This is a genomic window from Providencia huaxiensis (genome assembly GCF_002843235.3).
Lineage (GTDB): Bacteria > Pseudomonadota > Gammaproteobacteria > Enterobacterales > Enterobacteriaceae > Providencia > Providencia huaxiensis.
On the sequence record NZ_CP031123.2, the window covers coordinates 991,990 to 1,016,894 of the forward strand.

General features: G+C 38.4%; 24 protein-coding genes and 1 pseudogene. 10 read left to right on the forward strand and 15 right to left on the reverse strand.

Annotation, left to right across the window (positions count from 1 at the left end; all coding sequences use genetic code 11):
- Positions 1–87: 87 nt before the first annotated feature.
- Both CYG50_RS05950 and map read left to right on the forward strand, forming a co-directional pair.
- On the forward strand, positions 88–294 hold the full coding sequence (locus CYG50_RS05950; protein WP_102139262.1) for a ParD-like family protein: 207 nt from the start codon (positions 88–90) through the stop codon (positions 292–294).
- The gene (gene map, locus CYG50_RS05955; RefSeq protein WP_102139261.1) at positions 287–1,057 is read left to right on the forward strand and encodes a type I methionyl aminopeptidase; all 771 of its coding nucleotides are present in this window, start codon (positions 287–289) and stop codon (positions 1,055–1,057) included. Before CYG50_RS05950 ends, map begins: the two co-directional genes overlap by 8 nt.
- A 66-nt stretch (positions 1,058–1,123) precedes the next feature.
- On the opposite strand, the pseudogene CYG50_RS05960 reads toward map, so the two are convergent.
- The 5 genes and pseudogenes from CYG50_RS05960 to CYG50_RS05980 all read right to left on the reverse strand — a co-directional run bounded on the left by CYG50_RS05960 (position 1,124) and on the right by CYG50_RS05980 (position 5,652).
- A pseudogene (locus CYG50_RS05960) lies at positions 1,124–1,555 on the reverse strand (carboxymuconolactone decarboxylase family protein).
- Positions 1,556–1,660: 105 nt separating this feature from the next.
- Positions 1,661–2,437 (reverse strand): DeoR/GlpR family DNA-binding transcription regulator, encoded by a 777-nt coding sequence (locus CYG50_RS05965; protein WP_375373109.1) that lies wholly within the window; start codon positions 2,435–2,437, stop codon positions 1,661–1,663.
- 3 nt (positions 2,438–2,440) lie between these two features.
- Positions 2,441–3,397 carry a D-threonate 4-phosphate dehydrogenase gene (locus tag CYG50_RS05970; protein ID WP_036958696.1) on the reverse strand — a complete coding sequence of 319 codons (957 nt, stop codon included), beginning with the start codon at positions 3,395–3,397 and terminating at the stop codon, positions 2,441–2,443.
- 16 nt (positions 3,398–3,413) lie between these two features.
- Positions 3,414–4,688, reverse strand: a complete 1,275-nt coding sequence (gene dtnK, locus CYG50_RS05975; protein WP_102139259.1) for a D-threonate kinase — start codon at positions 4,686–4,688, stop codon at positions 3,414–3,416.
- 10 nt (positions 4,689–4,698) lie between these two features.
- Positions 4,699–5,652, reverse strand: coding sequence for a 2-keto-3-deoxygluconate permease 1 (locus tag CYG50_RS05980; RefSeq protein WP_096863928.1), 954 nt, complete (start codon positions 5,650–5,652; stop codon positions 4,699–4,701).
- Between the two features lie 429 nt (positions 5,653–6,081).
- Here CYG50_RS05980 and CYG50_RS05985 point away from each other — a divergent pair, with 429 nt between their 5' ends.
- Positions 6,082–7,026, forward strand: a complete 945-nt coding sequence (locus tag CYG50_RS05985) for an SPFH domain-containing protein (protein ID WP_004263460.1) — start codon at positions 6,082–6,084, stop codon at positions 7,024–7,026.
- A 165-nt stretch (positions 7,027–7,191) separates the two neighbouring features.
- Here CYG50_RS05985 and CYG50_RS05990 read toward each other — a convergent pair whose 3' ends face one another.
- Entirely contained in the window at positions 7,192–7,935 is a 744-nt protein-coding gene (locus CYG50_RS05990; protein ID WP_102139258.1) for an ankyrin repeat domain-containing protein, read from the reverse strand.
- Between the two features lie 338 nt (positions 7,936–8,273).
- Between CYG50_RS05990 and CYG50_RS05995 the strand changes: the two genes are divergently transcribed.
- Both CYG50_RS05995 and CYG50_RS06000 read left to right on the forward strand, forming a co-directional pair.
- A complete protein-coding gene (locus tag CYG50_RS05995; protein ID WP_102139257.1) occupies positions 8,274–8,756 on the forward strand; it encodes a 2-thiouracil desulfurase family protein in 483 nt (160 codons plus the stop codon).
- A 202-nt stretch (positions 8,757–8,958) separates the two neighbouring features.
- Positions 8,959–9,765 carry a bestrophin-like domain gene (locus CYG50_RS06000; protein WP_102139256.1) on the forward strand — a complete coding sequence of 269 codons (807 nt, stop codon included), beginning with the start codon at positions 8,959–8,961 and terminating at the stop codon, positions 9,763–9,765.
- A gap of 52 nt (positions 9,766–9,817) precedes the next feature.
- Here CYG50_RS06000 and ulaA read toward each other — a convergent pair whose 3' ends face one another.
- From ulaA to CYG50_RS06015, 3 genes are read right to left on the reverse strand one after another with little or no spacing between them, the layout of a single operon-like run.
- Positions 9,818–11,074: a PTS ascorbate transporter subunit IIC gene (ulaA, locus tag CYG50_RS06005; RefSeq protein ID WP_036958647.1), complete on the reverse strand. Its 1,257-nt coding sequence runs from the start codon at positions 11,072–11,074 to the stop codon at positions 9,818–9,820.
- A gap of 11 nt (positions 11,075–11,085) precedes the next feature.
- Entirely contained in the window at positions 11,086–11,373 is a 288-nt protein-coding gene (locus tag CYG50_RS06010; protein ID WP_102139255.1) for a PTS sugar transporter subunit IIB, read from the reverse strand.
- A 22-nt stretch (positions 11,374–11,395) separates the two neighbouring features.
- On the reverse strand, positions 11,396–11,842 hold the full coding sequence (locus tag CYG50_RS06015) for a PTS sugar transporter subunit IIA (RefSeq protein ID WP_102139254.1): 447 nt from the start codon (positions 11,840–11,842) through the stop codon (positions 11,396–11,398).
- Positions 11,843–12,201: 359 nt separating this feature from the next.
- Here CYG50_RS06015 and CYG50_RS06020 point away from each other — a divergent pair, with 359 nt between their 5' ends.
- Positions 12,202–13,236, forward strand: a complete 1,035-nt coding sequence (locus CYG50_RS06020; RefSeq protein ID WP_102139253.1) for a LacI family DNA-binding transcriptional regulator — start codon at positions 12,202–12,204, stop codon at positions 13,234–13,236.
- Positions 13,237–13,493: 257 nt separating this feature from the next.
- Entirely contained in the window at positions 13,494–14,387 is an 894-nt protein-coding gene (locus tag CYG50_RS06025; RefSeq protein WP_102139252.1) for an endonuclease/exonuclease/phosphatase family protein, read from the forward strand.
- A gap of 70 nt (positions 14,388–14,457) precedes the next feature.
- On the opposite strand, the gene CYG50_RS06030 is transcribed toward CYG50_RS06025, so the two are convergent.
- A complete protein-coding gene (locus tag CYG50_RS06030) occupies positions 14,458–14,745 on the reverse strand; it encodes a hypothetical protein (protein WP_102139251.1) in 288 nt (95 codons plus the stop codon).
- Positions 14,746–15,859: 1,114 nt separating this feature from the next.
- Between CYG50_RS06030 and CYG50_RS06035 the strand changes: the two genes are divergently transcribed.
- Positions 15,860–16,189: a hypothetical protein gene (locus CYG50_RS06035; protein ID WP_229597600.1), complete on the forward strand. Its 330-nt coding sequence runs from the start codon at positions 15,860–15,862 to the stop codon at positions 16,187–16,189.
- Between the two features lie 124 nt (positions 16,190–16,313).
- Here CYG50_RS06035 and CYG50_RS06040 read toward each other — a convergent pair whose 3' ends face one another.
- Both CYG50_RS06040 and CYG50_RS06045 read right to left on the reverse strand, forming a co-directional pair.
- Entirely contained in the window at positions 16,314–17,921 is a 1,608-nt protein-coding gene (locus CYG50_RS06040) for an FGGY-family carbohydrate kinase (protein ID WP_238706852.1), read from the reverse strand.
- Between the two features lie 65 nt (positions 17,922–17,986).
- Positions 17,987–18,715 carry an SDR family oxidoreductase gene (locus CYG50_RS06045; protein WP_102139248.1) on the reverse strand — a complete coding sequence of 243 codons (729 nt, stop codon included), beginning with the start codon at positions 18,713–18,715 and terminating at the stop codon, positions 17,987–17,989.
- A 233-nt stretch (positions 18,716–18,948) separates the two neighbouring features.
- Here CYG50_RS06045 and CYG50_RS06050 point away from each other — a divergent pair, with 233 nt between their 5' ends.
- Entirely contained in the window at positions 18,949–19,983 is a 1,035-nt protein-coding gene (locus tag CYG50_RS06050) for a LacI family DNA-binding transcriptional regulator (RefSeq protein ID WP_102139247.1), read from the forward strand.
- Positions 19,984–20,034: 51 nt separating this feature from the next.
- On the opposite strand, the gene fetB is transcribed toward CYG50_RS06050, so the two are convergent.
- Both fetB and fetA read right to left on the reverse strand, forming a co-directional pair.
- The gene (gene fetB / locus CYG50_RS06055; protein ID WP_102139246.1) at positions 20,035–20,811 is read right to left on the reverse strand and encodes an iron efflux ABC transporter permease subunit FetB; all 777 of its coding nucleotides are present in this window, start codon (positions 20,809–20,811) and stop codon (positions 20,035–20,037) included.
- A 9-nt stretch (positions 20,812–20,820) separates the two neighbouring features.
- Positions 20,821–21,474 (reverse strand): iron efflux ABC transporter ATP-binding subunit FetA, encoded by a 654-nt coding sequence (fetA, locus tag CYG50_RS06060; protein ID WP_102139245.1) that lies wholly within the window; start codon positions 21,472–21,474, stop codon positions 20,821–20,823.
- A gap of 467 nt (positions 21,475–21,941) precedes the next feature.
- Between fetA and CYG50_RS06065 the strand changes: the two genes are divergently transcribed.
- Positions 21,942–22,703, forward strand: a complete 762-nt coding sequence (locus tag CYG50_RS06065) for an SDR family oxidoreductase (RefSeq protein ID WP_102139244.1) — start codon at positions 21,942–21,944, stop codon at positions 22,701–22,703.
- 164 nt (positions 22,704–22,867) lie between these two features.
- On the opposite strand, the gene tkt is transcribed toward CYG50_RS06065, so the two are convergent.
- Positions 22,868–24,877 carry a transketolase gene (gene tkt / locus CYG50_RS06070; RefSeq protein ID WP_102139243.1) on the reverse strand — a complete coding sequence of 670 codons (2,010 nt, stop codon included), beginning with the start codon at positions 24,875–24,877 and terminating at the stop codon, positions 22,868–22,870.
- Between the last annotated feature and the right edge of the window lie 28 nt (positions 24,878–24,905).

A 24,905-nucleotide genomic window follows, 5' to 3' on the forward strand; every position in this document is an offset into this window, starting at 1 on the left:
ATGCAAAACTTGAGTACTTTGAATCATCATCCTCCTGTTATATGATCTATACATGGTTTGTATACATATCATATTGTTGAGGTTATTTTGGGTATCGTAAAAATTTCAGATGAACTGCATGATTATCTACGCCATGCGAGCCAGGTTATGTCCCGTTCAATTAATTCACAGGCAGAATTTTGGATTAAAATTGGTATGCAAGCTGAACTAAACCCGAGTAAGACATTTACTATGTTAATCAATGAAATGTTAGAGAAAGAGTCAATTGAATTAAAAGGAAAGGTTCATGAATAATATTACAATTAAAACAGCAGAAGAAATTGAACTGATGCGTGAGTCTGGACGACTTTTGGCTAGTGTTTTCAAAATGTTGGATTCATTTATCGTACCGGGTATTTCCACGATGGAAATTAATGATAAAGTTGAAAGCTATATTGTTAATGAGCTAGAAGCAAGGCCTGCGAGTAAAGGCCAATATGGCTACCAATATGTTTTGAATACATCGTTAAATGAAGTTGTTTGCCATGGTGTTCCAAAAACAGATGAAATTTTAAAAACAAAAGACATTATTAATGTAGATATTACGCTAGAAAAAAACGGTTTTATTGCTGATTCAAGTAAAATGTATGTGATGCCTGAAGCTTCACCACTGGCACGTAAATTGGTCAAAGATACTTATGCTGCTATGTGGGAAGGTATAAAGCAAGTTAAACCAGGCGCAACGCTAGGTGATATTGGTTCTGCTATTCAACATTATGCAGAATCTAAAGGTTATAGTGTTGTGCGCGAATATTGTGGGCATGGTATTGGGCGTGAAATGCATGAAGATCCACAGGTTCTTCATTATGGCGTACGAGGAAAAGGGGTTGAATTAAAAGAAGGAATGACATTTACGATAGAGCCAATGATTAACCAAGGTGGAATGAAAATTAAAACAAAGAAAGATGGCTGGACGGTCGTAACTAGAGATAAAAAATTATCTGCACAATCCGAACATACGGTATTAGTCACTAAAGATGGATACGAAGTTTTAACATTACGTGATGAAGAAAAATAGCGTTAAAAATAGACTTTATAAGCTTGTTACCATAAAGGTAACAGGCTTTTTTTAGATTAATTTTTACTATTGTCTCAATGCTACTGCTATACGGTTAAACGCACTCATTAAACTAATAGCGATAGTTAAATCAGAAATTTGTTCATCAGAAAAATGGTGTTTTAATTCATTAAAGAGAGCATCTGATGTATTGCTGGTAGCTATATTAACGACAGCTTCGGTCCAAGCTAATGCAGCGCGCTCTAATGAATTAAAATGATGACTAACCTGCCAGCCAGCGAGTGTGTCTATTTTTTTGTTACTGACACCATTTGAACCTAATGAGCTTGCATGCATATCTAGGCAAAATGCACAGCCATTGATTTGTGAAACTCTTAAATAAACAAGCTCTATTAGTTCTTTACCTAACCCGCTTTTATCCAATGCATTTTTGCATTAAATAAGCCCTTTATAAGCTTCAGGTGATAAATTGTTATAAGCTAATCTCAGTTCGCTCATGGGGGTTCCTTACATATTTTGTTGTCAGATGAAATGCAATGTTTGGTGCGGTTTAGTTGGAAGGTTGCGCTACTTTATTTTATAAAGAAATCAAGCTCAATAGCATTAAGTGGCATTTGTGGAAACCAATATTAGATTAGTACGACAAAAATCTATAAATTCTTGCTGAATATCGAGTGGAAGTTGGTTATCTGTAATAATATCTGTCAATTCGTCTATTTGAGCGACACGAAATAATGACCATTTACCATATTTACTACTATCAGCAAGCATAACAGAGCGTGTAGCATTTGTTATTAGATCACGTTTTAGACCTGCTTTTTCTTCTGTTGGTGTTGTAATTCCTTTTTCTAAACTCCAAGAGTTACAACTAATGAATGCGATATCAGGATAAATGCTACGTAATAAAACACGCCCATGCTCACCAATACAAGATTGGCTACTATCGTCAATTCTTCCACCAACAATTGTGACTTCAATTTGTTTGAATTCAGAAAGAAAAAGGGCAATATGGAGGTCAGAGGTGATAACACGCAGGGGCATATGAGTGAGCTCTCGCGCTAGCTCAAGCATGGTTGTTCCTGCATCAAGTAGAACCGTGCTACCTGGTTCAATTAAACGGGCTGCCGCTTTCGCAATAGCCCGTTTCTCTCTTAGATTACGCTGGTTTTTTTCGGACGTAGTGGGCTGAACAGGAATGAAACGGTTTAGGGTTACACCGCCATGCGTGCGAGAGATAACCCCAGTTTCATCAAGTTTAATGAGATCACGCCGGATAGTGGCCGCTGACACGGATAATGCTTGTACTAGTTCCTCAACAGTGACGAGGTTATGTTGTTTAAGATACTCAAGTATTAAATCTAATCTATCCATTGTGCTCATTAGTTATACTACATTCATCGCAAGTTTAAGTGAGATGGCCATACTTTCAGGATTTGCTTTACCCGTCCAAGCAATATCAAATGCGGTTCCGTGATCGGCTGAAGTGCGCAAGAACGGAAGACCCGCAGTGATATTAACACCATCATAAAAACCTAATAATTTCAAAGGAATATGACCCTGGTCGTGATACATGGCAACAACCATATCATATTGCCCTTGATAGGCTTGTAAAAATACAGTATCTGGAGGACAAGGGCCATAAACATTAATACCTTCAGACCTTACCTGTTCTATAGCTGGTTGTAAATATACGATTTCTTCATCACCAAATAAACCATTTTCCCCAGCATGAGGATTAACGCCTGCGATCGCAATACGTGGTTTTTCATAGCCAACGCGTTTTAAAAAGTCTGATGCGATACGAGACACGGTTATGATACGCTCGCTATTTAATGTATCTAAAAATTTACGCAATGCAATATGTGTTGTGACATGGATGACTTTTAATTTTTCGGTATAAAGCACCATGGCATAATCTTTGGTATTGGTTAGCTGGGCAAGTAGTTCAGTGTGGCCTGGGTAGTTGTGCCCAGCAAGGTGCAATGCTTCTTTATTTAAAGGTGCAGTGGCAATCGCTTTCACTTCACCTGCGAGAGCTAGTTCAGTCGCACGTTTAATACAACGAAATGCTAAGTCACCAGCTTGAGCTTGGACTTTCCCCGCAATAAGTGCGCTAGGGTCGGCTAGGGGTTCATCAATAATATTGATGGTATCCGCTGAAAATTGAGCTTCTTTGATATTTTGTATCACATTGATTTTTATCTGAGGAACTACCCCTGATTTAATTAATCGCTGCATTGTTGATGCACAACCGATAACAACGGCAGAGGCTCCTGCCAGTTCACCTTCTGCAAGGGATTTGACGATAATTTCTGGGCCAATACCTGCAGGATCTCCCATGGTAATAGCAACAACATTATTTTTCACAATAAATTTCCTCAATATATTTGATGGCTTCGCATAAAGTGGTTATTTGACCAAACCCTCCCGCTTTGGTGATCACGGGTAAGTCATCAATTTCACTGTCAATAAAAGTGCCGCAAGGTATACATGGCAGCACCTCAGATTGAATTCGATAACCTTTTGCTCCCAAAGTATTGGCAACCGCAATCGCAATATCTCCACCTGTTAAAAAAAGTCCCCCGATGCTGGCAACAGACAGCGTATTTAAGGTCAGCAAACTAATAAAGTCGCTGATATTTTTCCCCAATTCATTACGAGTCATACCGTAGGTATTGCATAGGTCATCAATATGATGCCTATCTTGCACATCTCGGCTGGTTCGTATGATGGTGTGTTTTTGTTGGTTTAATGTTTGACTAATTTCTTTGATGAGCGCAGTCATGTAGTTATCTTGTGTAGTGGCTGCAAGTACTTGTGTGACATCAACATCAATGACACTGGCATCACAATGTGTTTGTGCATAGTTTACCTGTTCAATTGTTGCGCTGCTCATTGAGCCAGCGACAATAAATAACGGTAGCCCTTGCTTTTTATCCATGAAAATATTCTCAGGCAATGCATTTGCAAAGCCCGCAGCTCCAACGAGTAGGCAAGGTTGATCTATTGAAAATACGGCTTCAGCAATTAGTGCTAAATCTTCATCATTTTCAGCGTCCATGACGATGATACTGCCTTGCGTTGGCTCTTGTGCTTGTAACCATGTTGCGAATCGCCCTGAACGTATTTGGTCTAGATTCACTTCAATAACGGGCAGGGTAGTCTGCTGATGGAGAATAGTTTGGATACGTGATGAAACTATTGGTGTTTTAGGGTCAGAAGCAAATTCAGTTTCAATAAGTGCTTTTCCATGAACGAGACATTCACCATTTAACGTTACACGTCCTGCCGCAGGAATAGCTGCGGCAACAATAGCAAGTTTTAAGCCTGTTTCTGACATAATTGTCTCTATTTCTGCCCCGATATTACCGCGAAATGTTGAGTCAATTTTTTTATAAATGACAGGTTTATCCTTCTGAGATAAAAATGGTTTCAGGCTATTTCGTAGGTTTTCTGAAGCAACTTGTGCATTTAATGCGCGACTTTCTGTATTAAGCACAACGACATCAGCAAACCAAGAATGTTTTTGTGTATTATCAAGAAGTATCTCTGTGCGCGCATGCTTTTTAGCAAATTGAACACCGGTATCATTTGCCCCTGTAAAGTCATCCGCAATAACTAATAGTTTCATAAATACCTCCTTACTCTTCAGTTTGTTGGGGATGTCTTGCTTGTTGACGTTTAGCAACCCAAGAGGTCAGGATAGGGGTTAGAATAGCGGTGGTGATCACGGATGCAGCAATCAAAGGAGCCGCAGAAAGCGCAATAGCCTCTAAGGATGGGTCGGCTTGTGCGATAGCGAGTGGTGTTGCCACTGCATTTCCTGCGGTACTTGAGGCTGCAGCGCCTGCGATACCTGAACCTCCTACTAGACGGTCTGCTCGAATATTAAACCAGCCGCCAACAAACGTAGTCAGCACACCGAGCAAGATACCTGCGAGTCCACCTTGTAATAGCATTTCTAAGTTGATCCCTGCGCCTAGTGCAAAAGCGAAGAAAGGAATTAATATTGGCCCACCTTTTGTTAGAAAATCGCGCATATGTGGGTCTAGATTTCCTAAGATCATGCCAACAATTAACGGAACAAGAACCGCAACTAATGCCATTAAAGGGATATTTGCCATACCAGCTGCGCCTAGCGCAATCATGGTAAAGAAAGGCCCATCATTAAGAGATAAAATTGAGATAGCACCAACGTCTCGTTTATTACCAAACTCCCCAACTAAAGCGGCATATAAGCCACCATTTGAATTGCTCATTGCTGCAATAATTGCAACACCAGTTAAACCAAAAATCCCTTCCATTCCAAAGAGATAATCGACGCCTAGACCAAGAGCAATCGCAACGACTAGTTTTGTTAAGGTAATTGTACCTCCTTGTAATAAAGCTTGTGGCGCCGCTTTAAAACTAATTCCTGCACCCATACAAAGCAAGAATGCACCAATAAGAGCAGGGGCACCATTTTTAAACAGTGATGTTGTAAAGCCACCGATTTCGAGGGCTTGAGGAGCAAAGGTGTTGATTAGGGCACCGAGTACTAATGGCACAACCATCATGCCACCAGGTATACGTTCAATCGATTTTTTTATTTGCATGGTTTTCTCCGCCATGATTTATTTTAGTCACAATGATTATATTTAATCAATTAAAAACAACAGTGATCAAGATCGCAATAATTCCATTTACCATTAATTGAAATTATACTCTGATTTTCATTATTATATTGGTTTAAAATAATATAAATTTGGTTTTTTGATGAGGTTAATGTTATTTAAAATGAACGAGATAGTGATTATAAATAATCATACATGTGTTTTATGATTGAAAATAAGCATTAATAATTTAAAAGGATAAAACTAGGTTTATAACAAAATTATCTGTAATGGCTCAGCGATTCATTTTTACCAAAATAGAAACAACAGATTTAGTGCTTTCAAATTTAGGAATGTTAGACTTGTAGTTAGAAAATAAGTGGTGACAATAAGGCGCTTTACTATAATTATTAATTTGATAGGGATTAACTCATGCAATTTAAATCAATGATTAAATTGGTTGTTGGCGCTGCATTACTTCTAGTTATTGGTCTCGTAGGTATTAATTCATACACTATTGTACAAGATGGCTCGGTTAAGGTGGGAACATTTTTAGGAAAAGTTGATCCAGTTGCCTATGATGCAGGTTTACATTTTCCAATTAACCCGTTTACAACGTTTGATACATACTCGACAAAAGATATCCGTGTATCACTTAAAGAACTTAGAGTACCTTCTCAAGATAAATTAAAATCTATTGTTGATATTACAGTGATGCTTCAGTTTGATGGTGCTAAAGCTCCGGTATTACGTATTAATGGTGGTACCGAAAGTGAAGCTTTAGATAAATATGTACGCCAAAAATTGATTTCAACTATTTTGGAATTTGGTAAAGATGTCGCTAATGCGCAAGATCTTTATACTGCAGATACACAAAGAAAATTACAAGAATCTATTCGTGATGCTATTCAAGGTTACGCTTCCCCTTATGGCTATACAATAAAAGAAATCATGATCCAAGATATTACTTTGCCTGAAGTTGTTCAAGAGCAAGTGGTTAATACTAAAATGCGTCAAGAGCAAATTAACCAAGCAAAAGCGGAGGCAGAAAAAGAGCGTGAATTAGCTCAGAAGAAGGTTGTTATTGCTGAAGCGGAGAGAGAGTCTGCGGAACAACAAGCCATCGCTAGAGAGCGTAATGCACAAGCAAGCTCATTTGCTATGCGCCAAGAAGCTGATGCAAAATTGTATGCTGCACAGAAAGAAGCTGAAGCTAATGCAATATTGCAACGTACTATTACCCGTGAAATGATTAATTGGAAACAGTTAGAGATTGAACAAATTAAAGCACACAAATATAAAGGTGAGGTACCTAATATTGTTGTTGGTGCAGATTACGATGGTAAAATGATTATGGATATGCGTAATAGCCAGTAATATTAATTAAAATAATTACTGTATTTAAAACCCGTTCTATTAAGCTTGAAGTGACACACACAAAGTTGTGTACTGTTAGTCAGCGGGTTGTATGGCCTGATTTCGATATTCAACCGGAATCAGGCCATTTAATTTATAGAATGGTACACCCAATTTTTCTATAAATTAATCACAAGATGGTTTACCTGTACGATGATTCAACGCGCCGTTATCAATAAGGAATTTTTGCATTTCTGGAAGATTATTCTTACATGCATAAGTTAATGCACTTTGGTCATAAGAAAACATGGTCACATCATCAGTCGTTGTACTTCGGTTAATATCTGCACCTTGCGATAATAAGTATTTAACCGTTTCCATTCTATTATTACTCGCAGCTATCATGACTAATGTTTCACCATCACTTTCAATTTGTTGATTATTCAAATCTACTTCATTTTTCATTAGCTGATGGACTTTTTTTACAACATTGACATTATTACCAAGCACCGCTGATTTTAGTACGTTATATACGTCACCTGTATCGGTAGCCCAAAGATTTGCATTTTGCGATATAAGATAATCAACCATTGCTTCATCGCCAATAAAAGCAGCCCATCCCAGAGCTGTTTGGTCTAAGCTACCTGTGTCTTTGGCTTCTATATCTTGCCCCTCAGTAACCATTTGTTTTACTTTATCTAAATCTCCCTGCTTTACGGCATCAAACCATTCGGCATTGGCGCCTTCGCTAGGACTTTCATAGAAGACTCTCCAAGGTAAGCGTTCTTTATTCGCGAGTTCAAGCATCGTAGCGTAATCTGTTTTGAACTGCCTATATTTTAAAGGATTATTATTATTAATAACTTGGGCTTGAGATACTGCCCCAAAAGTAATTAATGAAAAAGCAAATATAAATTTTTTAATATACATATTGAAGCCTTATTAATATTTGGTTATGTATTAGTATTGAAAAATAAACGACACAAAGCAATACAAATCATACTCATTATACTTTTATGTGGTTATTCTGGTTTATTTGAATATATTAATTTTTATCTTTATCTCAAGGAACGATGACATAATCTGGAGCTGCGATAGCAAATAACTCATTTTTCTAACTCAGGTGGATATATCTACTAGGGATTAATTTCTTGTTTTATTTATTTTACGAGCACTATTAGCGCGAAGTATTTTGTGAACTTATAGTCTAATATAATCGTGCGAAACGCCTTAAAGAGTTAGAACTACTAATAGTAATAGGATTGGTCATGATTGCGGTAAGCGCTTGTTTATTAGGGTATTGTGTAAGATATGATGGGAAGCATCAATTATATACCCCTTTGAAAGAACTCTATGAGGATGGTCTGGTCATCAGTATTTGCCCTGAAGTTTTTGGTGGGTTACCAACACCAAGAGCATCGGCAGAAATAATGGGGGGAAATGGTGATGATGTACTCGCTGGTCGAGCTAGTGTGGTCGGTAGCGATAATGTCGATGTCACGCAGGAGTTTATTCGCGGTGCGCATATTGCATTAGAAAAAATCCAACTAATGAATGTGCGATTAGTTGTACTTAAAAGCAATAGCCCCTCGTGCGGTAGTCAGCATATCTATAGTGGCCAGTTTGATGGTAATTTAAAAGTTGGCATGGGTGTTTGTGCCGCACTATTTAAACGGCATAATATTGATATATTGGATGAAAACTCACCTGATTTAATCATGAAAATTAACGGTTATTTAGAAATATTGTAATGAAAATATCTATAGATAATCAATTTAGGGGAGGGGAGTACTGCATTAGTGAGTTTGTGCTTTATTGTTAGCTAATTGGGTGTCGTATTATGATACCTAATTGCTGTTATTATCTGAAATTTAGTAAAAAAATAGTACTGCCTAGATAATTGTATTGTTCTTGTGCTATATCATTAGTAAATAAACTTTATGAGCTAATGCAATGTTCAATATTTCTGAGTTGATCAATGACTCTCCAATCGATTCCATTCTTTTATTTGTGATCACATTTATCTTGTTAGTTATTTCCGCTTATGTCGGTAAATATATTTTCAAGCGTAAATCAGCCCACGAAGAAGCGACAGATGATGAAGCTAAAATTATTTTAGGGGCGATTTTATCTTTATTGGGTTTATTGATAGGGTTTGTTTTATCAATTTCGATTAATGGTTATAACAACCGCCAACAAACAGAAGAAAATGAAGCTATTGCTATTGGTACAGCATACCAGCGAGCACAGCTATTGAGTACAGATGATAGAAGTAAAGCCTTACAGCTTATTCAACAATATTTGGAAGCTCGGATTGAGTTTTTTAAGTCGGGTATCAGTGACGAAAATAACCAATGGCGGATGACTTCTTTGGAGAAGCAAAGCCAGTTGTGGGAAATAGCAGTAAAGGAAGCCAGCCAAACACCAAACCCGATTGTGGCTTCTGTATTAAGTGCATTTAGTGACCTTTATCTTTCTCAACAAAAGACGATGGCAAGTTGGCGACACCAAATTCCAAATGCCACTTGGTTTTTACTGATCTTTTTTGCTATCTGTTCAAATATCCTTATTGGCTACAATATACGCGGAACAAAAGGGAAAAATTGGTTGATACTCATATTGCCTTCATTAACCACGTTGGCTCTATTTATGATTGCTGAAATTGATGTTCCTGGTGAAGGTATGATCCACGTGACACCGGATGATTTGATTTTATTACAGGAATTCTTATTTAGGGATGCTGCTTGGTTGGGAAAGTAGGGTAGCTGTAAAAAAACTCCCCGCTAGCAAATTTGCCATGGGGAGTTCTGTTTTAGCGGACGATAATACCTAATAGAATTCCGATTGCGCCAAAGTCAGCGTCACTGAATGTAGTATTAGCAATACCAATATCCCCAAGAACAGGTAACAGGAATACGGGTAGGAAGGTAATCAATAGTCCTTGAGCGAATGCACCCAAGATAGCGCCACGACGACCGCCTGTTGCATTACCAAATACACCAGCAGCTGCACCTACGAAGAAATGGGGGACAACGCCTGGAATAATAACCGTCATATTTAATGCATATAGAACGAACATTCCCAAAACACCCGCAGCAAAACTACTTAAAAAGCCGACTAATACTGCGTTTGGTGCATATGGGAAGACCACTGGGCAGTCTAAAGCAGGTTTTGCGTTAGGGACTAATTTGTCAGAAATACCTTTAAATGCAGGGACGATTTCTGCAATAACCATACGCACACCTTGCAGGATAATGTATACGCCCGCAGCAAATGTAATAGATTGCATTAATGAGAACATGAACCAATTCTTACCACCACTGACTTCGCGAACGAAATCACCGCCTGCGAATAAGCATGTAATGATAAAAATAATGAACATGGTGAAAGAGATAGCGACAGGTGTATCTCTCAAAAATAGTAAGCTTTTCGGGACATTCATATCTTCTGTTGAATGTTCTTTATTACCGAATTTGCTTCCAATGAACCCTGCTAGGACATAAGAAATCGTTGAGAAATGGCCAATCGCAACATCATCTGAACCCGTCACTTTTTTCATGTAAGGGTGGGCAATGGCTGGGAAAAATACCATACAAAAGCCAACAATCAGTGAGCCAACAGTGACTAATAGTGTACCTTCCATTCCCGCGGTGGCTAAGATAACCGCAATCATCATGGACATGAATAAAGTATGATGCCCTGTGAGGAAAATAAATTTCCAAGGCGTTAAGCGGGCAATCAAGATATTGATTAGCATCGCAAAGAACATGATCATGGCCATTTCACGACCGAAGCTTTTTTGTGCAATAGAAACAATAGCTTCGTTATTTGGTACCACACCATTAATACCAAAAGCATGTTGGAAAATAGCTGAAAAATCACCTAGCGAGCTGACAACTAATCCAGCACCAGCACCTAAGATCACAAAACCCATGATGGTTTTGATGGTGCCTTTAATACATTCAGTTACTGGTTTTTTCTGCGCGATCAAACCAATAAGTGCGATTAAACCCACAAGAATGGCTGGCTCAGATAAAACATCCTGCATCAGAAAACGAAAAAATGACATAGTGCCTCCGCTTACATTGCACCAAGTTTTTGTAAAGCAACAGTCAGGCGTTCTTTCATTGCTACTTTATCAATCATATTTTCGAGAGCAACGATTTCGCCACCAACTTGTTGTGCAACTAATTGTTCTGCAATATCGCTTGTCCCAACAAAGATGTCACTCACAGTGCCTTTTGCAGATCCTAAATCGACATGGTCAACATCAGCGTTAACTTGCAAGTCTTTCAAGATATTTTTGATGCTCATTTCCATCATCAGACTGGTACCTAAACCATTCCCACAAACAACAGTAATTTTCATAATGTTTACCTTAATATTGAGTTTATTCGTATTTAGCGATGATTTTTAGAATGTCATCGACGTTTTCTGATTGCATGATGTTATCTACATCTTCTTGATTATCAAATAGTTCAGCTAATTTTGCGATAGCACCAATATGGCTATTGCTATCAGTTGCTGCCAATACAATTAATAATCTGATTGGGTCATTGCCTTCGGAACCAAACTCAACGCCTTGCTTAATAACGGTTAGTCCAAGAGATAGTTGGTTTACTCCGTCTTCTGGGCGTGCGTGAGGCATGGCAATACCAGGGCCTAATACATAGTAAGGGCCAATTTTTTCGTGTGATTGAATTATTGCATCAATATATCTCGGTTCGATGAATTTATTATTAATTAATGGGTTACAGGCGATTTTTATCGCTTCTTGCCAATTACTGGCACTGTCGACGACTTGAATGACGTTAGGGGTCAGTAATGTCGTTAGCATCGGGTTGCTCCTGGTAGAGTGAAATTATTATCTTTGTAATGGTTGAATGAATAGTAGTGCTCTATGGTAGCGCTATCTAGTTGAATATTTCATTTTCGTGATAGCGCTATCATTTTAAGAAAATATAGCGAACAAATATGAAATGAGTACACTTGTCGGCTGATTAACAAATTCAACCTGTGGTAAGTTAACCCGAGTTGGTGATTTTTACTGTTTCTTTAGATTTAAGACAATCATATTGGCTGTTTTTAATGTATTAGTTTGAAAACACGAGAAAAAGTAAAAGTACAGGGTAAATGGCCACCAAAGATCTGAATATCTTAGGGTTAATAATAGTTTAGGCTAAGTAAAAGTATTACATGCAAAAAATACGAAAAAGAAAAAATACAGGGCGAGTCACATTGCAGGATGTCGCAAAATACGCAGGTGTTGGATCCATGACGGTATCTAGGGCTTTGCGCACACCTGAATTAGTATCCGATAAGTTACGTGAAAAAATTAATGCTGCAGTTGAAGAGCTTGGTTATATACCTAATTCAGCGGCAGGTATTTTAGCTTCAGGCCAAAGCCGTACTGTTGCTGTTTTAATTCCGTCTTTGCGTGATCATGCTAGTTCAGTTTTTCTGCAATCTTTACAAGAAGCGCTGAACAAAAATAGTTATCAAGTCGTTATTGGTAGCCATGATTACCAGCAAAAAAAAGAGTCTGAGGTCTTATCAACACTATTACAGAGCAACCCCGCAGCTTTGATTGTTTTTGGGGCGATAAACTCAGAAAGCGTTTCGAATTATTTGAAGAATTTAGATATCCCTGTGGTCAGTGTTGCGGGAGAATCTAATCATCCAGTCACGTTGAATATCAAAAGTAATGTTGGAGACGCGGTTAATTTTTTAACCAACTATATGTTACAAAAAGGGTATAAGAAGATAGGTTATATTGGTGCTCAAATGGACAGCAAAATGCAAAGTCAGCAACTAAGTGGCTGGAACCGAGCAATGCTGGCGTATAACCAAAGTGCAGACCAAAGTATTACAACTCCGTATGTTGCAACGATGGACTTTGGTCGCCAAGCAATTAGTGAGATGCTGACCCGCCAACCTGAGCTTGAAGCGGTGATTTGTAGCCATGAAATGATCGCGCTTGGTGTCATTTTTGAGTGCCAAAGGCGTTTAATTCAGATACCTAAAATGTTAGCAATTGCCTGCGTCGAAGGCTCTTCAAATTGTGATCACATCCACCCATCACTGACTTCAGTACGGATTGATTATAGTAAAATGGCTAGAGAGACAGCGAAAAGATTACAAAAATGGCTTGCTGATGCCGATTGTGATTTCATTGAACGTAAAGAAGGGGTTGTTTTCCCCTATAAATTTGAAGCAAGGCAAAGTGCTTAAATTTAATTTATCGTTATTGATCACGTTTTTTTGAATATCTTGCTTGTCCTTAGTAAATAATGGTGCATTTGCTCACTATTTCGGGGGCTGAAAAGTGGTTTTTTTTTCTCTCGAAATAAGATTGTCGGCTTGGTCACTATATCTTTTTTATTCTCTGTTAATGTATGAAAACTGCAGGTAGATGAATTCGGTTCAGCTAGGATTTTATTGAATGCTTGCACTATTTTTGCCGTATTAGATATTAACAGGGGAAAATTATGAAATTACTAAAAACAGCTATCTCCAGCGCAATTTTATTTTCTTGTGGTGCGATGGCTACGATGACGGGTTCTGAAATTCTGAAGGTACAGGATGGGGGAACACCGAATAAAGTTTACACTTCAGACAAACCAACCATTAAAGTAGCCACTTATAACATTGGTAAAAATGAGTTGGCATCAGATGTCAGTGACCTTGATGGGCTGAATAAAGCGATTGCAAAAATAGATGCGGATGTGATTGTTTTAACTGAAATTGATAACAAAACAGCTCGCAGTAAAAAAGTTCACCAGCTAGAAGAAATAGCTAAAGCCAATAAGATGGATTTTGCTTTTGGTAAGGCTCTGGATTTTGATGGTGGAGAGTACGGTGTGGGAATTTTATCAAAATATAAAATCGATAAGTCTAAAGTGATTAATTTACCCTCTGGTGATGCAGAACAACGTGTTGTATTAATATCCCAGATATCAAAACCAGGCTTTGATGCGCCAATCATTGTAATGGGTACACACCTTGATTGGCAGAAAGATCCAACCATTCGCATTGGGCAAGTGCGCCATATTTTAGATGCGAGTATTGGGGACACGGATACGGGATTTGATAATATTGCGGCCTCAATAAAAATATTAGCGGGAGATTTTAATTCAACAGCTAATGAACAGCCTATCCAAGAAATTCGTTATATGTGGAACCCAGTTGAGTTAAAAGGTGTTGATTATCGTAGTTGGCCAGCGGTGAACCCAGCCATTGATATTGACCATATTTTTACATTTAAAGGCCAAGTTTGGGATGTGAAAAAAATGGAAATCCCAACGGATAGTAAAGAGTTTCAATGGTCAAATGTTAGTGACCACCTACCTATAGTTGCTGAATTAGAGCTACAAGAGCAATAAATACTTAACAGAAAAATTTTCGATAAAAGGCCTCATTTAGTTTGTAGGCCTTTCCAACTGTAATGATAAGTTAATTGGCTAGTATTTTTTTCCTTTCAATATAGCGTTTTTCAGCTATGCCTAAATAATACTCAACTGTTGAGTATATCTGCTGCCGCTGCTCAGTTAATTGTTGTGATGTATCTAATGTTGCACTCGTCTGCTGTTTAAATACGGTAAGGAATTTTTGAATGCTATCGAAATGACCGACGATATTAGCATAGTAAAATTGATATACATAAGACTCTTGAGAGTGGCTTAGCTCTGTGTTGTTTTTGATGTTATTAGTTGCAAGTAATAGTAATTGAATATTTGTCATGGTTTACCCTTTTCTTTGGAAAGCAATGCTACATGAGATGGAAAAAATATTTTGTCAAATTTAGCCGGATAATTTTATGTATTGGCTAAAAGAAGCAATTCTTTCTAGGAATATTCTGTAATTTGATTTGGTGGGATATATCAAAAATTGGGAAAAAGTAGGTATATATAAGAGTCTAATGGTAAATTACTATATAGATATTGTTAGGAATTCTTATGTTTTTTGGGTTTGTCTATTATGATTAACTTTTTAATATCAAAAAATTAACATTTTAGTAATTGATTTGTTTGTTATTTTGTTTTTATTAATCAATTGGTTAAAATCTATTGCGCTTAAGGGAAAGCGGCAATTTGGCTAATTCATTCTAAAAAAAATGCAAGATAACGAGACGTTAAGAATAAAGATGGAAGATAATTTAAATCAATGTGAATATTTTCATTTAATTGAATTTAAAGTATTTTTTTGTTTTTGGCTGCGAGAGTAGGCCAATGGGCACTTACTTGAAAATAACGAATAAATTATTAATTAATTCAAACTTACGCTTTTATTGAGTTAAAACACCCACTAAGTGAGTTAATTAATATTTCGACATAACTATTATTAAGTTGAATTGTTTTATTACATATTTTTTCTCATTTTTGTTAAATTATAATGAACACTTAAATCTTATTATTGTTTTCTGTTTTTGGTAAAATAATTTTTTTTAGTTAAAAAATTCAAATTGAAACAGTTAATGTTTTAAGTACTATTTATATTCATAGTTTAATATTGACGTTTTTACTCTCTTGGTGCGTGAAGTAAAGTATAAATACGGATGGTTATATAAAACTAATTGTGTTTTTTACTCTGTTGGTGGCAGCTATCGAGGGTGATAATTAGAAAAAACAGGTCATCTAATAAGGTATTCTTATATAGATAGGGTTAGCCATTATTAAAAAAATTATTATTTACTTACAATTGACTCAAGGTAACTATTTAAGTCTATTCTTGGGGCAAAATTTTTAGGTCATTTTGGTCAACTGGTTTGTTATTGAATAAATGAGAGCTTAAGAATATGAATATCATAAAGTTGCTCACAATTTTATTGTTAGCTGGGAGCTCTTTTATATTAGGAGTGACATTGAACTACTCCCCTAAACCTGATCTTGTGAAAATGGCAAAGAGTAGTGTTGAAGACTATTTATCTTTCCCAGAGTCTGCTTCATTTAGAAATGTGAAATATAATTTTATTCGTCAAACTACGGATAAGGGGGAGTTAGGTTATGTCTGTGGTGAAGTGTTTCGAATTAAAAATGCAAGGTTAGAAGGGTATAAAAAATTCATTATGAAAGCGTATAGTGATAAACAAGGGAAAGTATCCTTGTCTATTCCAATGGTTGAGGGAGATTACGATTTGATGCCAAAGGAAATGGTTGATTCGCTATGGACAAGATATTGCTTTTAAAAGTGAGTTATAACGCCCATCTTCTTATTGAATTAACCTTGATAGGTCATACGCGTTTTAATAAAGAAAGCCGGTTTACGGCTTTCTTTAGTCTAAATATGGCTTGAGAGTTGTATCTACGTGATTAACCTTTTAACTCTCTAGCGCATTGTTGCAAATGCAAGAAAGAGGCGAATCTTGCATCATGACGAGTCTTATAAGCGTTATTTGCTTGGTAGGTTAAGTCAATCGCACTAAATTGATCCATAGCCTGTGCGACATCCTCACAGACTTTCCCTGCAACTGCTCCAAGGATTGCAGAGCCAAGCAATACAGGCTCACTGGCTTGTGTTGAAATCACTGGGACACCACACGCATCAGCAAGTAGCTGGCGGATCAACGGGTGTTGACCAGCACCGCCACTGACAACAATATTTTCAATCGCAGCACCAGAATTTGCTTGTGCTTCAATGATTTGTCGTAATCCATAGCCAATTCCACACACACCAGCAACATAGAAAGAAAGTAAATTTTCCATGCTGTTATCCATGGTTAATCCAGCAATGACGGCTCTGGCATGAGGGTCGGCAAAAGGTGCTCGGTTCCCTAAAAACTCAGGAACTACGTGTATTTTTTCAGCTAGCTCAACAGACTGTGATGGTGAAGATGCTTTTTCTAATACTAAATCCGCTAACATAACAGGCAAAGGTTTACCTTGCTCTTTTGCCGTGAGTTTTGCTTGTGCAAAAGCGGGATGCAAGGAAAGTAGCTGGTCAATTGCTGCGCCAGCCGCACTTTGGCCACCTTCATTTAGCCACATACCCGGTACCATTGCACTGAAATAGGGCCCCCATACACCCGGTATAAATACAGGTTCTTTGGTGGTTGTCATTGTGCATGAAGAGGTACCAAATACATATGCCATATTGGCGGTTGCATCGCCATTAACGCCAACAGTACCAATACCGCCTGCGTGAGCATCTATCATACCAGCGGCGACAGGAGTTCCTGCTAGCAAGCCCATTTGTTGGGCCGCGGCTTCAGTTAAGCCTTCACCACAAGGCGTTCCTGGTTCCACAATAAGCTGGCCAATACGTGCGAAATTCTCATCTGCTAGTTCAGATAAACCAATCTGTTGAAAGTAATCCTCATCCCAGCGTTTCTCATGGGCAAGATATGTCCACTTGCAGGTGACAGTACAGGTTGAGCGAGCTAAGGAGTTAGTCGATTTCCATGTTAAAAAATCGGCTAAATCAAAAAATTGCCATGCGTTATCATAGGATTGACGTAAATTTTCTTTTAGCCATAAAATCTTAGGCGTTTCCATTTCAGGCGAAATCTTACCGCCAACATAATTTAGAACAGGGTGTTTTAATTGATTAATGCGCTCAGCTTGCTCTGTCGCACGGTGGTCCATCCACACAATAATGTTGCGCTCAGGGTCATTCGATGGGCTAACAGTAATAGGCTGTTTATCTGAACCAATGACAACCAGTGAGCAGGTTGCATCAAAGCCAATACCTGCAACTTGTTGTGGTTTTACTGTTGATGATGCTATTGCTTGCTTGACACAATAACAAACAGCTTCCCAAATTTCGTTACTTGATTGCTCTGCAAAATTGGCATTGTCACGAAATAGCGTAATATCACGTTTGGCAGAGGCTAACATATTGCCTGACATGTCAAAGACACCTGCGCGAGCACTGCCTGTGCCAACATCGATACCAATAACGACTTTATCGTTATCTTTTATTTGTGTATGTAAATTATTCATTTTCCCTCCAAGGTGCTAACTGCAATGAATTGCGAGATGACAAGTTAGAGATCAACACTGTTTGGCACAATAACAAGGTCACGAATAGTGACATTGCGTGGGCGAGTTAACATAAATAATACGGCTTCAGCGACTTCAATCGGTTGCATTAAGCTACCATTTGCTAAGGCTTCTTCCATTTTTTCTTTTGGCCAATCATCGAGTAAGGCAGTGACAACAGGGCCGGGTAATACTGCACCAACACGAACACCATGTTCAGAGACTTGGCGGCGCGTTGAATGGACGAAGGCTTGAACAGCAAATTTTGATGCGGTGTAAATCGGTTCCCAGATCACGGGGACAACACCAGCAATTGAACTGGTGAATAATACATCACCGGATTTTTGGGCAATAAAATGAGGTAACACCGCGCGGACACAACGGAAAGCCGCATTAATGTTTAAATTTAATACCTTATCCCACACATCTGGGTCACCCTCAGCAACAGGGCCACCAATATAGGCACCGGCGTTAGCATGGAAAATATCTAAACGGCCAGCTTTTTGTAAGATGGCATCTAACATTCCATCAACTTGTTCTGGTTTCATTAGGTCGACAACTAATGGGATCGCGTTTTCACCTAATTCTTCAACAAGTTGGTTTAATCGCTCTTCTGCGCGGTCAATTAAAACGACTTTTGCGCCTGCTTTAATTAGTGTACGTGCACATTCAAGACCGATACCTGAAGCAGCTCCGGTAATTGCTGCGACTTTGTTCTCAATAGAAATGGCCATAATTTACTCCAATCGGATATTTTAGCGAAATGTAAGAATAAAAAGCGTCTGAAATTAATGAAACAGCAATGAGTCACAGGGATGGATAGGTGGCTACATGCGATGGTTGATAGTATTTATTTTGCAGTCTATCAACTCAGGCATCATCAATTTCAATGTTGCTCAATCGATGTAGCAGTATTGCGACTTTTCGACTTTGGTGTCAAGCTAGTAAAAAATGGAGATGAGAATCTGTGACAAAGATCAGACAAAATAAGAAAACAACGATCTATGACCTTGCTGAATTAGCCGGAGTTTCAGCGAGTGCAGTGAGTGCAATACTTAATGGTAATTGGCAAAAAAGGCGAATTAGTGCACAGCTTGCTGAAAAAGTGATCCGCATCGCCGAAGAACAAAATTATGCAGTCAATAAGCAAGCTAGCTTGTTGCGCAGTAATAAATCCAAAATAATCGGTATGTTAGTCCCGAAATATGACAACCGCTACTTTGGCTCTATTGTCGAACATTTTGAGGAAATGGCGCGTGAAAGAGGGCTGTTTCCAATCATTACCTGCACGCGACGTGACCCTGAGTTAGAAATAGAAGCCGCGCGCGCAATGATCTCTTATCAGGTGGATTGGTTGATTTCAACGGGGGCAACGAATCCAGATAAAATTACCGAAATTTGCCAAGCTTCGGGGGTTTCAACCTTAAATTTAGACTTACCGGGCTCGTTGGCGCCTTCGGTTATTTCAGATAACTATCTTGGTGCAAAAAATTTAACTCAACGTATTTTAAGTAAAAATAAGCCTCAAACATCAATAAATGAAGCCTTAATTTTCATTGGTGGTCGTGAACATGACCACAATACACGTGAACGTATTCGTGGGTTTATTGATGCACATAATGAAAAAGGTATCACGGTTCCACAAGAAAATATTTTGGCTTGTGGTTATGCCCCCGAAAAAGCAGAAAAAGCGCTTTCTCAGTTTTTTGAACAGAATAGTAATGATCCACAGAAAATAGTGAAATGCGGTTTATTTATTAATTCAACCATTTCATTAGAAGGGGTTATTGATTGGTTAGGTAAAAAGGGGTATATCGGTTCGCACCAACCTCATTTAGGCTGTTTTGACTGGGATCCCTTTGTTGCACTTTTAGGTAATGACATCGAAATGGTCAAACAGGATGTGCCAACGATGCTAAATCATATTTTTAAGTTGATAGATAATGAAAATAGCAAAGCACAATTAATTGAAGTGCTACCTGTGGGGGTGGTCAAAGGGTGATATTAAGAAAGTACCGCTTATCGTTGATGACCAATAAGCGGTGGGAGGTCATTATTTATTCAGTGTTGTAACCAATAATTGGTGGCGTTGGTTATAGAATTTTGTATAGGTCATATACCCAGCTAGTATGGTCGAAAGGCTGGCTGTGCCTAACAGCATAAAAGTCACCATAATCTGGTACTTAACGGCTTGTAACGGGTCAACTCCAGCAAAAATCAGCCCTGACATCATACCCGGTAAGCTGACAATTCCGACTGTTTTGGCTGAGTCCACCGTTGGGATCAGTGATGCACGAATACTGTCGCGAATTATAGATGCGGAAGCAATTTTTGGGGGCGCCCCCAAACTTAACATTTCTTGAATTTGTTGTTGCTGGCTTGAAAACCGTTGACCAAGGTTATTAAAGCATAGCCCTACAGCAATCATGGCGTTACCCGCAATCATTCCCGTTATAGGAATGACCTGCATAGGCGTAAATGCGATGGCATTGGTTAATATCAGAATTAACAATGTAAGAAATGTACCAGAGCTAATGGCTATTAATGCGGTAACATAAATTTTATCAATATATTTACTTCTTTTCTTAGCGTTCCACGCGGCATTGACGCAAATAAACATCACCAATGCAATCGTGAGCAATTCGTGATCCACTCTAAATATGTATGTTAGAATATAGCCTGCGATCAACAGTTGAATAATCGCTCGGCAAGTACTCCAGATAATATCTTTTTCAAGGGACAGTTTTTCTTTATGGCTAATAAAAATAGCCACTAGGACTAACAGGATAGAAAAGGTTAGTGATTCATTGGAAATCGTTGGTTGATGCACAGTGGTATCCTATGATTCGGTGTGGTGAACAGGAAGCGTAATAATTTCATTGGTATGAGCGATTTCATCTTGGTCATGAGTTACCCATAGCACCCCTATTTTTTTGTCACTTGCTAAATGATGAATAAATTCGTTCACTTTAATTTTATTTTCTTCATCTAGGGCACTGGTGATTTCATCTAATAGCAAGACTTGCGGAAGAAATTGTAAGTTTCGAATAAGTGACACTCGCTGTTTTTCCCCTCCAGAGAGCTCATTGATCCCTTTCTCTAAAATAGAAGGATGCAGAGAAAACAGCTGTAAATCACTGATGACTTTGTCTTTATTAAATGGCAATTTTCGGATTTGATACGGAAAAACGAGGTTGTCATACACGGTTTGCCCAAATAAAGTAGGCGTTTGAGTACAGTATGAAACCTGCTGACGATACGTCTCTGGGAGGATGGTAGTGATATCTTTCCCTTGAAACTTGATTGTTCCTTGAGTGGGGGAAATTAACGAGGCCACTATTTTTAATAAGGTACTTTTACCACAGCCAGAAGGGCCCGTAATCAGCTTAAAGTCGCCTGCCTGTAAGTTAATCTGCACATTATCAAGAATTGTTTTTTGCTCAATACTATAGCCAATGTTATTCAGTTGTAATAGTAAGTTACTTTCTTCCATATTATCAATAACCTATAAATTAAATGTGCAGTATTTAGTGTAAATGATATTCATTCCAATATCTTACTCAATCACTCACGGTTGATATTGTTCAATATCAATTTAGATATAACTAATATTATGCGCCAATTAACAGGAAAATTATAGGGGAAGAAAAAATACACTTTTGACGGGGTGTTACAACGTAAATGAATTTTTCGGAGGGTTTTCACAGTCAAAAATAAAGTACAAATATTCATTTAAATTATTATTTTGAACATATGCCCATTTAGAATTTAATGAGATATTTAATTTGAGAGATATCTCTTTTTTTTAGATGAATAATATAGAATTTAACCAGTGATAATATTATATTAATAATACCAAGTAATTTAACCTTCGCTTAATATTTTGTTGTCTCTCTAAGGCAACCCTATATTTATTTCACCTATATATTGAATATCACATCATGATATTAAGGAATTGAAATGAAAAAATTTAGTGGCTATAGCACCAACTTTTCACTCGATGGCAAAGTTGCATTAATTACAGGGGGAGCAGCAGGTATTGGTTTCGCGATTGCTCAATTGTATGTTGAAAAAGGGGCTAAAGTCACCTTAATCGACAAGTCAGATAAAGTGATAAAAACTGCGGAAAAATTAGGGAATTCAATTGGTATTCAATGTGATATTACAAATTCTGAGGCAGTTTCTCAGATGGTAAAACAGGTTGTTGAGCATTATGGTACGTTAGATATTGTCGTCAATAGTGCAGGGATAGTCGCACTTGCTCCCGCGGAAAATTTAAGTGAATCAGACTGGGACTTAACCATGAATGTGAATTTAAAAGGGACTTTTTTGGTTTGCCAGGCTGCAGGTAATGTAATGATTAATAATGGAAAAGGGAAGATTATTAATATGGCATCTCAAGCTGGGGTGATTGCCTTAGACCAACATGCAGCCTACTGTGCCAGTAAAGCAGCGATTATTGGTTTAACCCAAGTATTAGCACTTGAGTGGAGCCCAAAAGGTATACAAACCAACGCCATTTCTCCAACGATTGTCATGACTGAACTCGGTAAAAAAGCGTGGGAAGGTAAAAAAGGTGATGAAATGAAAGAAAAAATTCCTGCAAGGCGTTTTGCGGAGCCATCTGAAATTGCCGCATGTGCGTTATTTTTGGCCAGTGATGCATCTGATATGATTACAGGTCATAATTTAGTAATTGATGGTGGTTATAGTATCCAATAAGGATATTAAATTAATAATGAATAAAGCGAGTATGAATAGGTACTCGCTTTTTTATTGTTTATGATTTTATTTAGATAAAAATAAGCCAAATAACATAGATATTATTTGGCTTGTAATAGGAAATTACAAAGTAGGATAACAGATATTAATTATTCCTATATCAATTAATCATTAGGTTTTAATAATGAACGTGACATAGTAATAAGCTTTTCTACGGTAAACCCAAAATATTCAAACAATTTACTTGCAGGGGCTGATTCTCCAAAACTGTTCATTCCCATAACTAATCCATCAATCCCTACATATTTACGCCAGTAATCACTAATACTGGCTTCGATAGCAATACGATGGCGAACATGATTTGGCAAAACGCGCTGCTGGTACTCTAAGGGTTGTTGGTCAAAGGTATCTGTTGATGGCATCGAAATAACATTTACATGAAAACCTTGTTCAGTCAGTTGCTTCCATGCTTCAACCGCTAATGTGACTTCAGAACCAGTAGCAATTAATAGTAATTCAGGCGTCTCACTATTGCTGCGCAAAATATATCCACCACGCGCAATATTAGCGAGCTGTTCGGCTGTTCGTGAATATTGAATTAGATTTTGGCGGGATAATACAAGTGCAGTTGGCTTTTGTTGATGAATGATAGCCTGTTTCCAAGCCACAGCGGTTTCTACTTGGCAACAAGGGCGCCATACCGACAAATTAGGCGTGGCACGCAGCGAAACAAGTTGCTCAACGGGTTGGTGTGTTGGACCATCTTCACCTAAGCCAATTGAATCGTGAGTATAAATAAGAATTTGTGGCAATTTCATTAACGCAGCCATTCTCACGGCATTTTGTGCATATTCAGAGAACATCAAGAAAGTTGCCGTGTAAGGGCGAAAACCGCCATGTAATGCAATGCCATTGGCAATGGCGGTCATACCAAACTCTCTGACGCCATAGTGAATATAGTTGCCTGAAGGTTGTTCATTAATTGGCTGTGACCCAGACCAATAAGTCAGGTTGCTTGGGGCTAAGTCTGCGGAGCCACCGATTAATTCAGATAAAACAGGACCAATAATATTGAGTGTATTTTGTGACGCTTTACGTGTAGCTATCGTTGCCGGGTTATCATTTAATTGTTGAATGAAGTTATCAATGATATCTGTAAATTTTTCAGGGAGTTGATTGGATAATCGTTGCGTTAGTTGCTCTGCGAGTTCTGGGTATTGTTTGGCGTATTCTCGTAGTGCTTGTTCCCAACGTAATTGCTGTTCAGCACCACGTTCTAAGGCATTCCAAGGTTGGTATATTTCATCAGGGATCACAAAAGGCGGATACGCCCAACCGAGTTGTTGGCGAGTCAGTGTTATTTCATCTTGTCCGAGAGGAGCACCATGAGAATCTGCGGTACCGGCTTTATTGGGCGAACCATAACCAATCGTGGTTCTGCAGATAATGAGTGTGGGTTTCGAGGTTTGTTGGCGTGCTTGTTCGATAGCCGCTTTAATCGCAGGGCGCGAATGCCCATTAATTGATCTAATTACATGCCAGCCATAGGCTTCAAAACGCTTTGCGGTATTATCGGTAAACCAGCCTTCCACATCTCCATCAATAGAAATGCGGTTGTCATCATAAAACGCAATGAGTTTATTGAGTTTTAATGTTCCTGCTAATGAACACACTTCATGGGAGATCCCTTCCATTAAACAGCCATCACCTAAAAATGTATAGGTATAGTGGTCAACAACGGGGAACCCCGAGCGATTAAACGTAGCCGCTAGGGTTTTTTCTGCGATTGCCATACCAACCGCATTGGCGATACCTTGCCCCAGCGGGCCTGTCGTGGTTTCAACACCGGGGGTATAGCCTAATTCAGGGTGACCCGGTGTTTTGGAATGGAGTTGTCGGAACTGTTTTAAATCATCAATGGATAACTCATAGCCTGTTAAATGAAGCAAACTATAGAGCAGCATTGAGGCATGGCCGTTTGATAATACAAAGCGGTCACGGTTAGGCCAATGTGGGTCTGCGGGGTTGTGCTGTAAATAATCTCGCCAAAGAACTTCAGCAATATCAGCCATTCCCATTGGGGCTCCAGGGTGGCCTGAATTGGCTTGTTGTACGGCATCTATTGAAAGAAATCGAATGGCATTGGCTAATTTATTTTGTGGTTGAGTGGACATTACAAAGCTCCCAAAGTAAAAGCGCCTA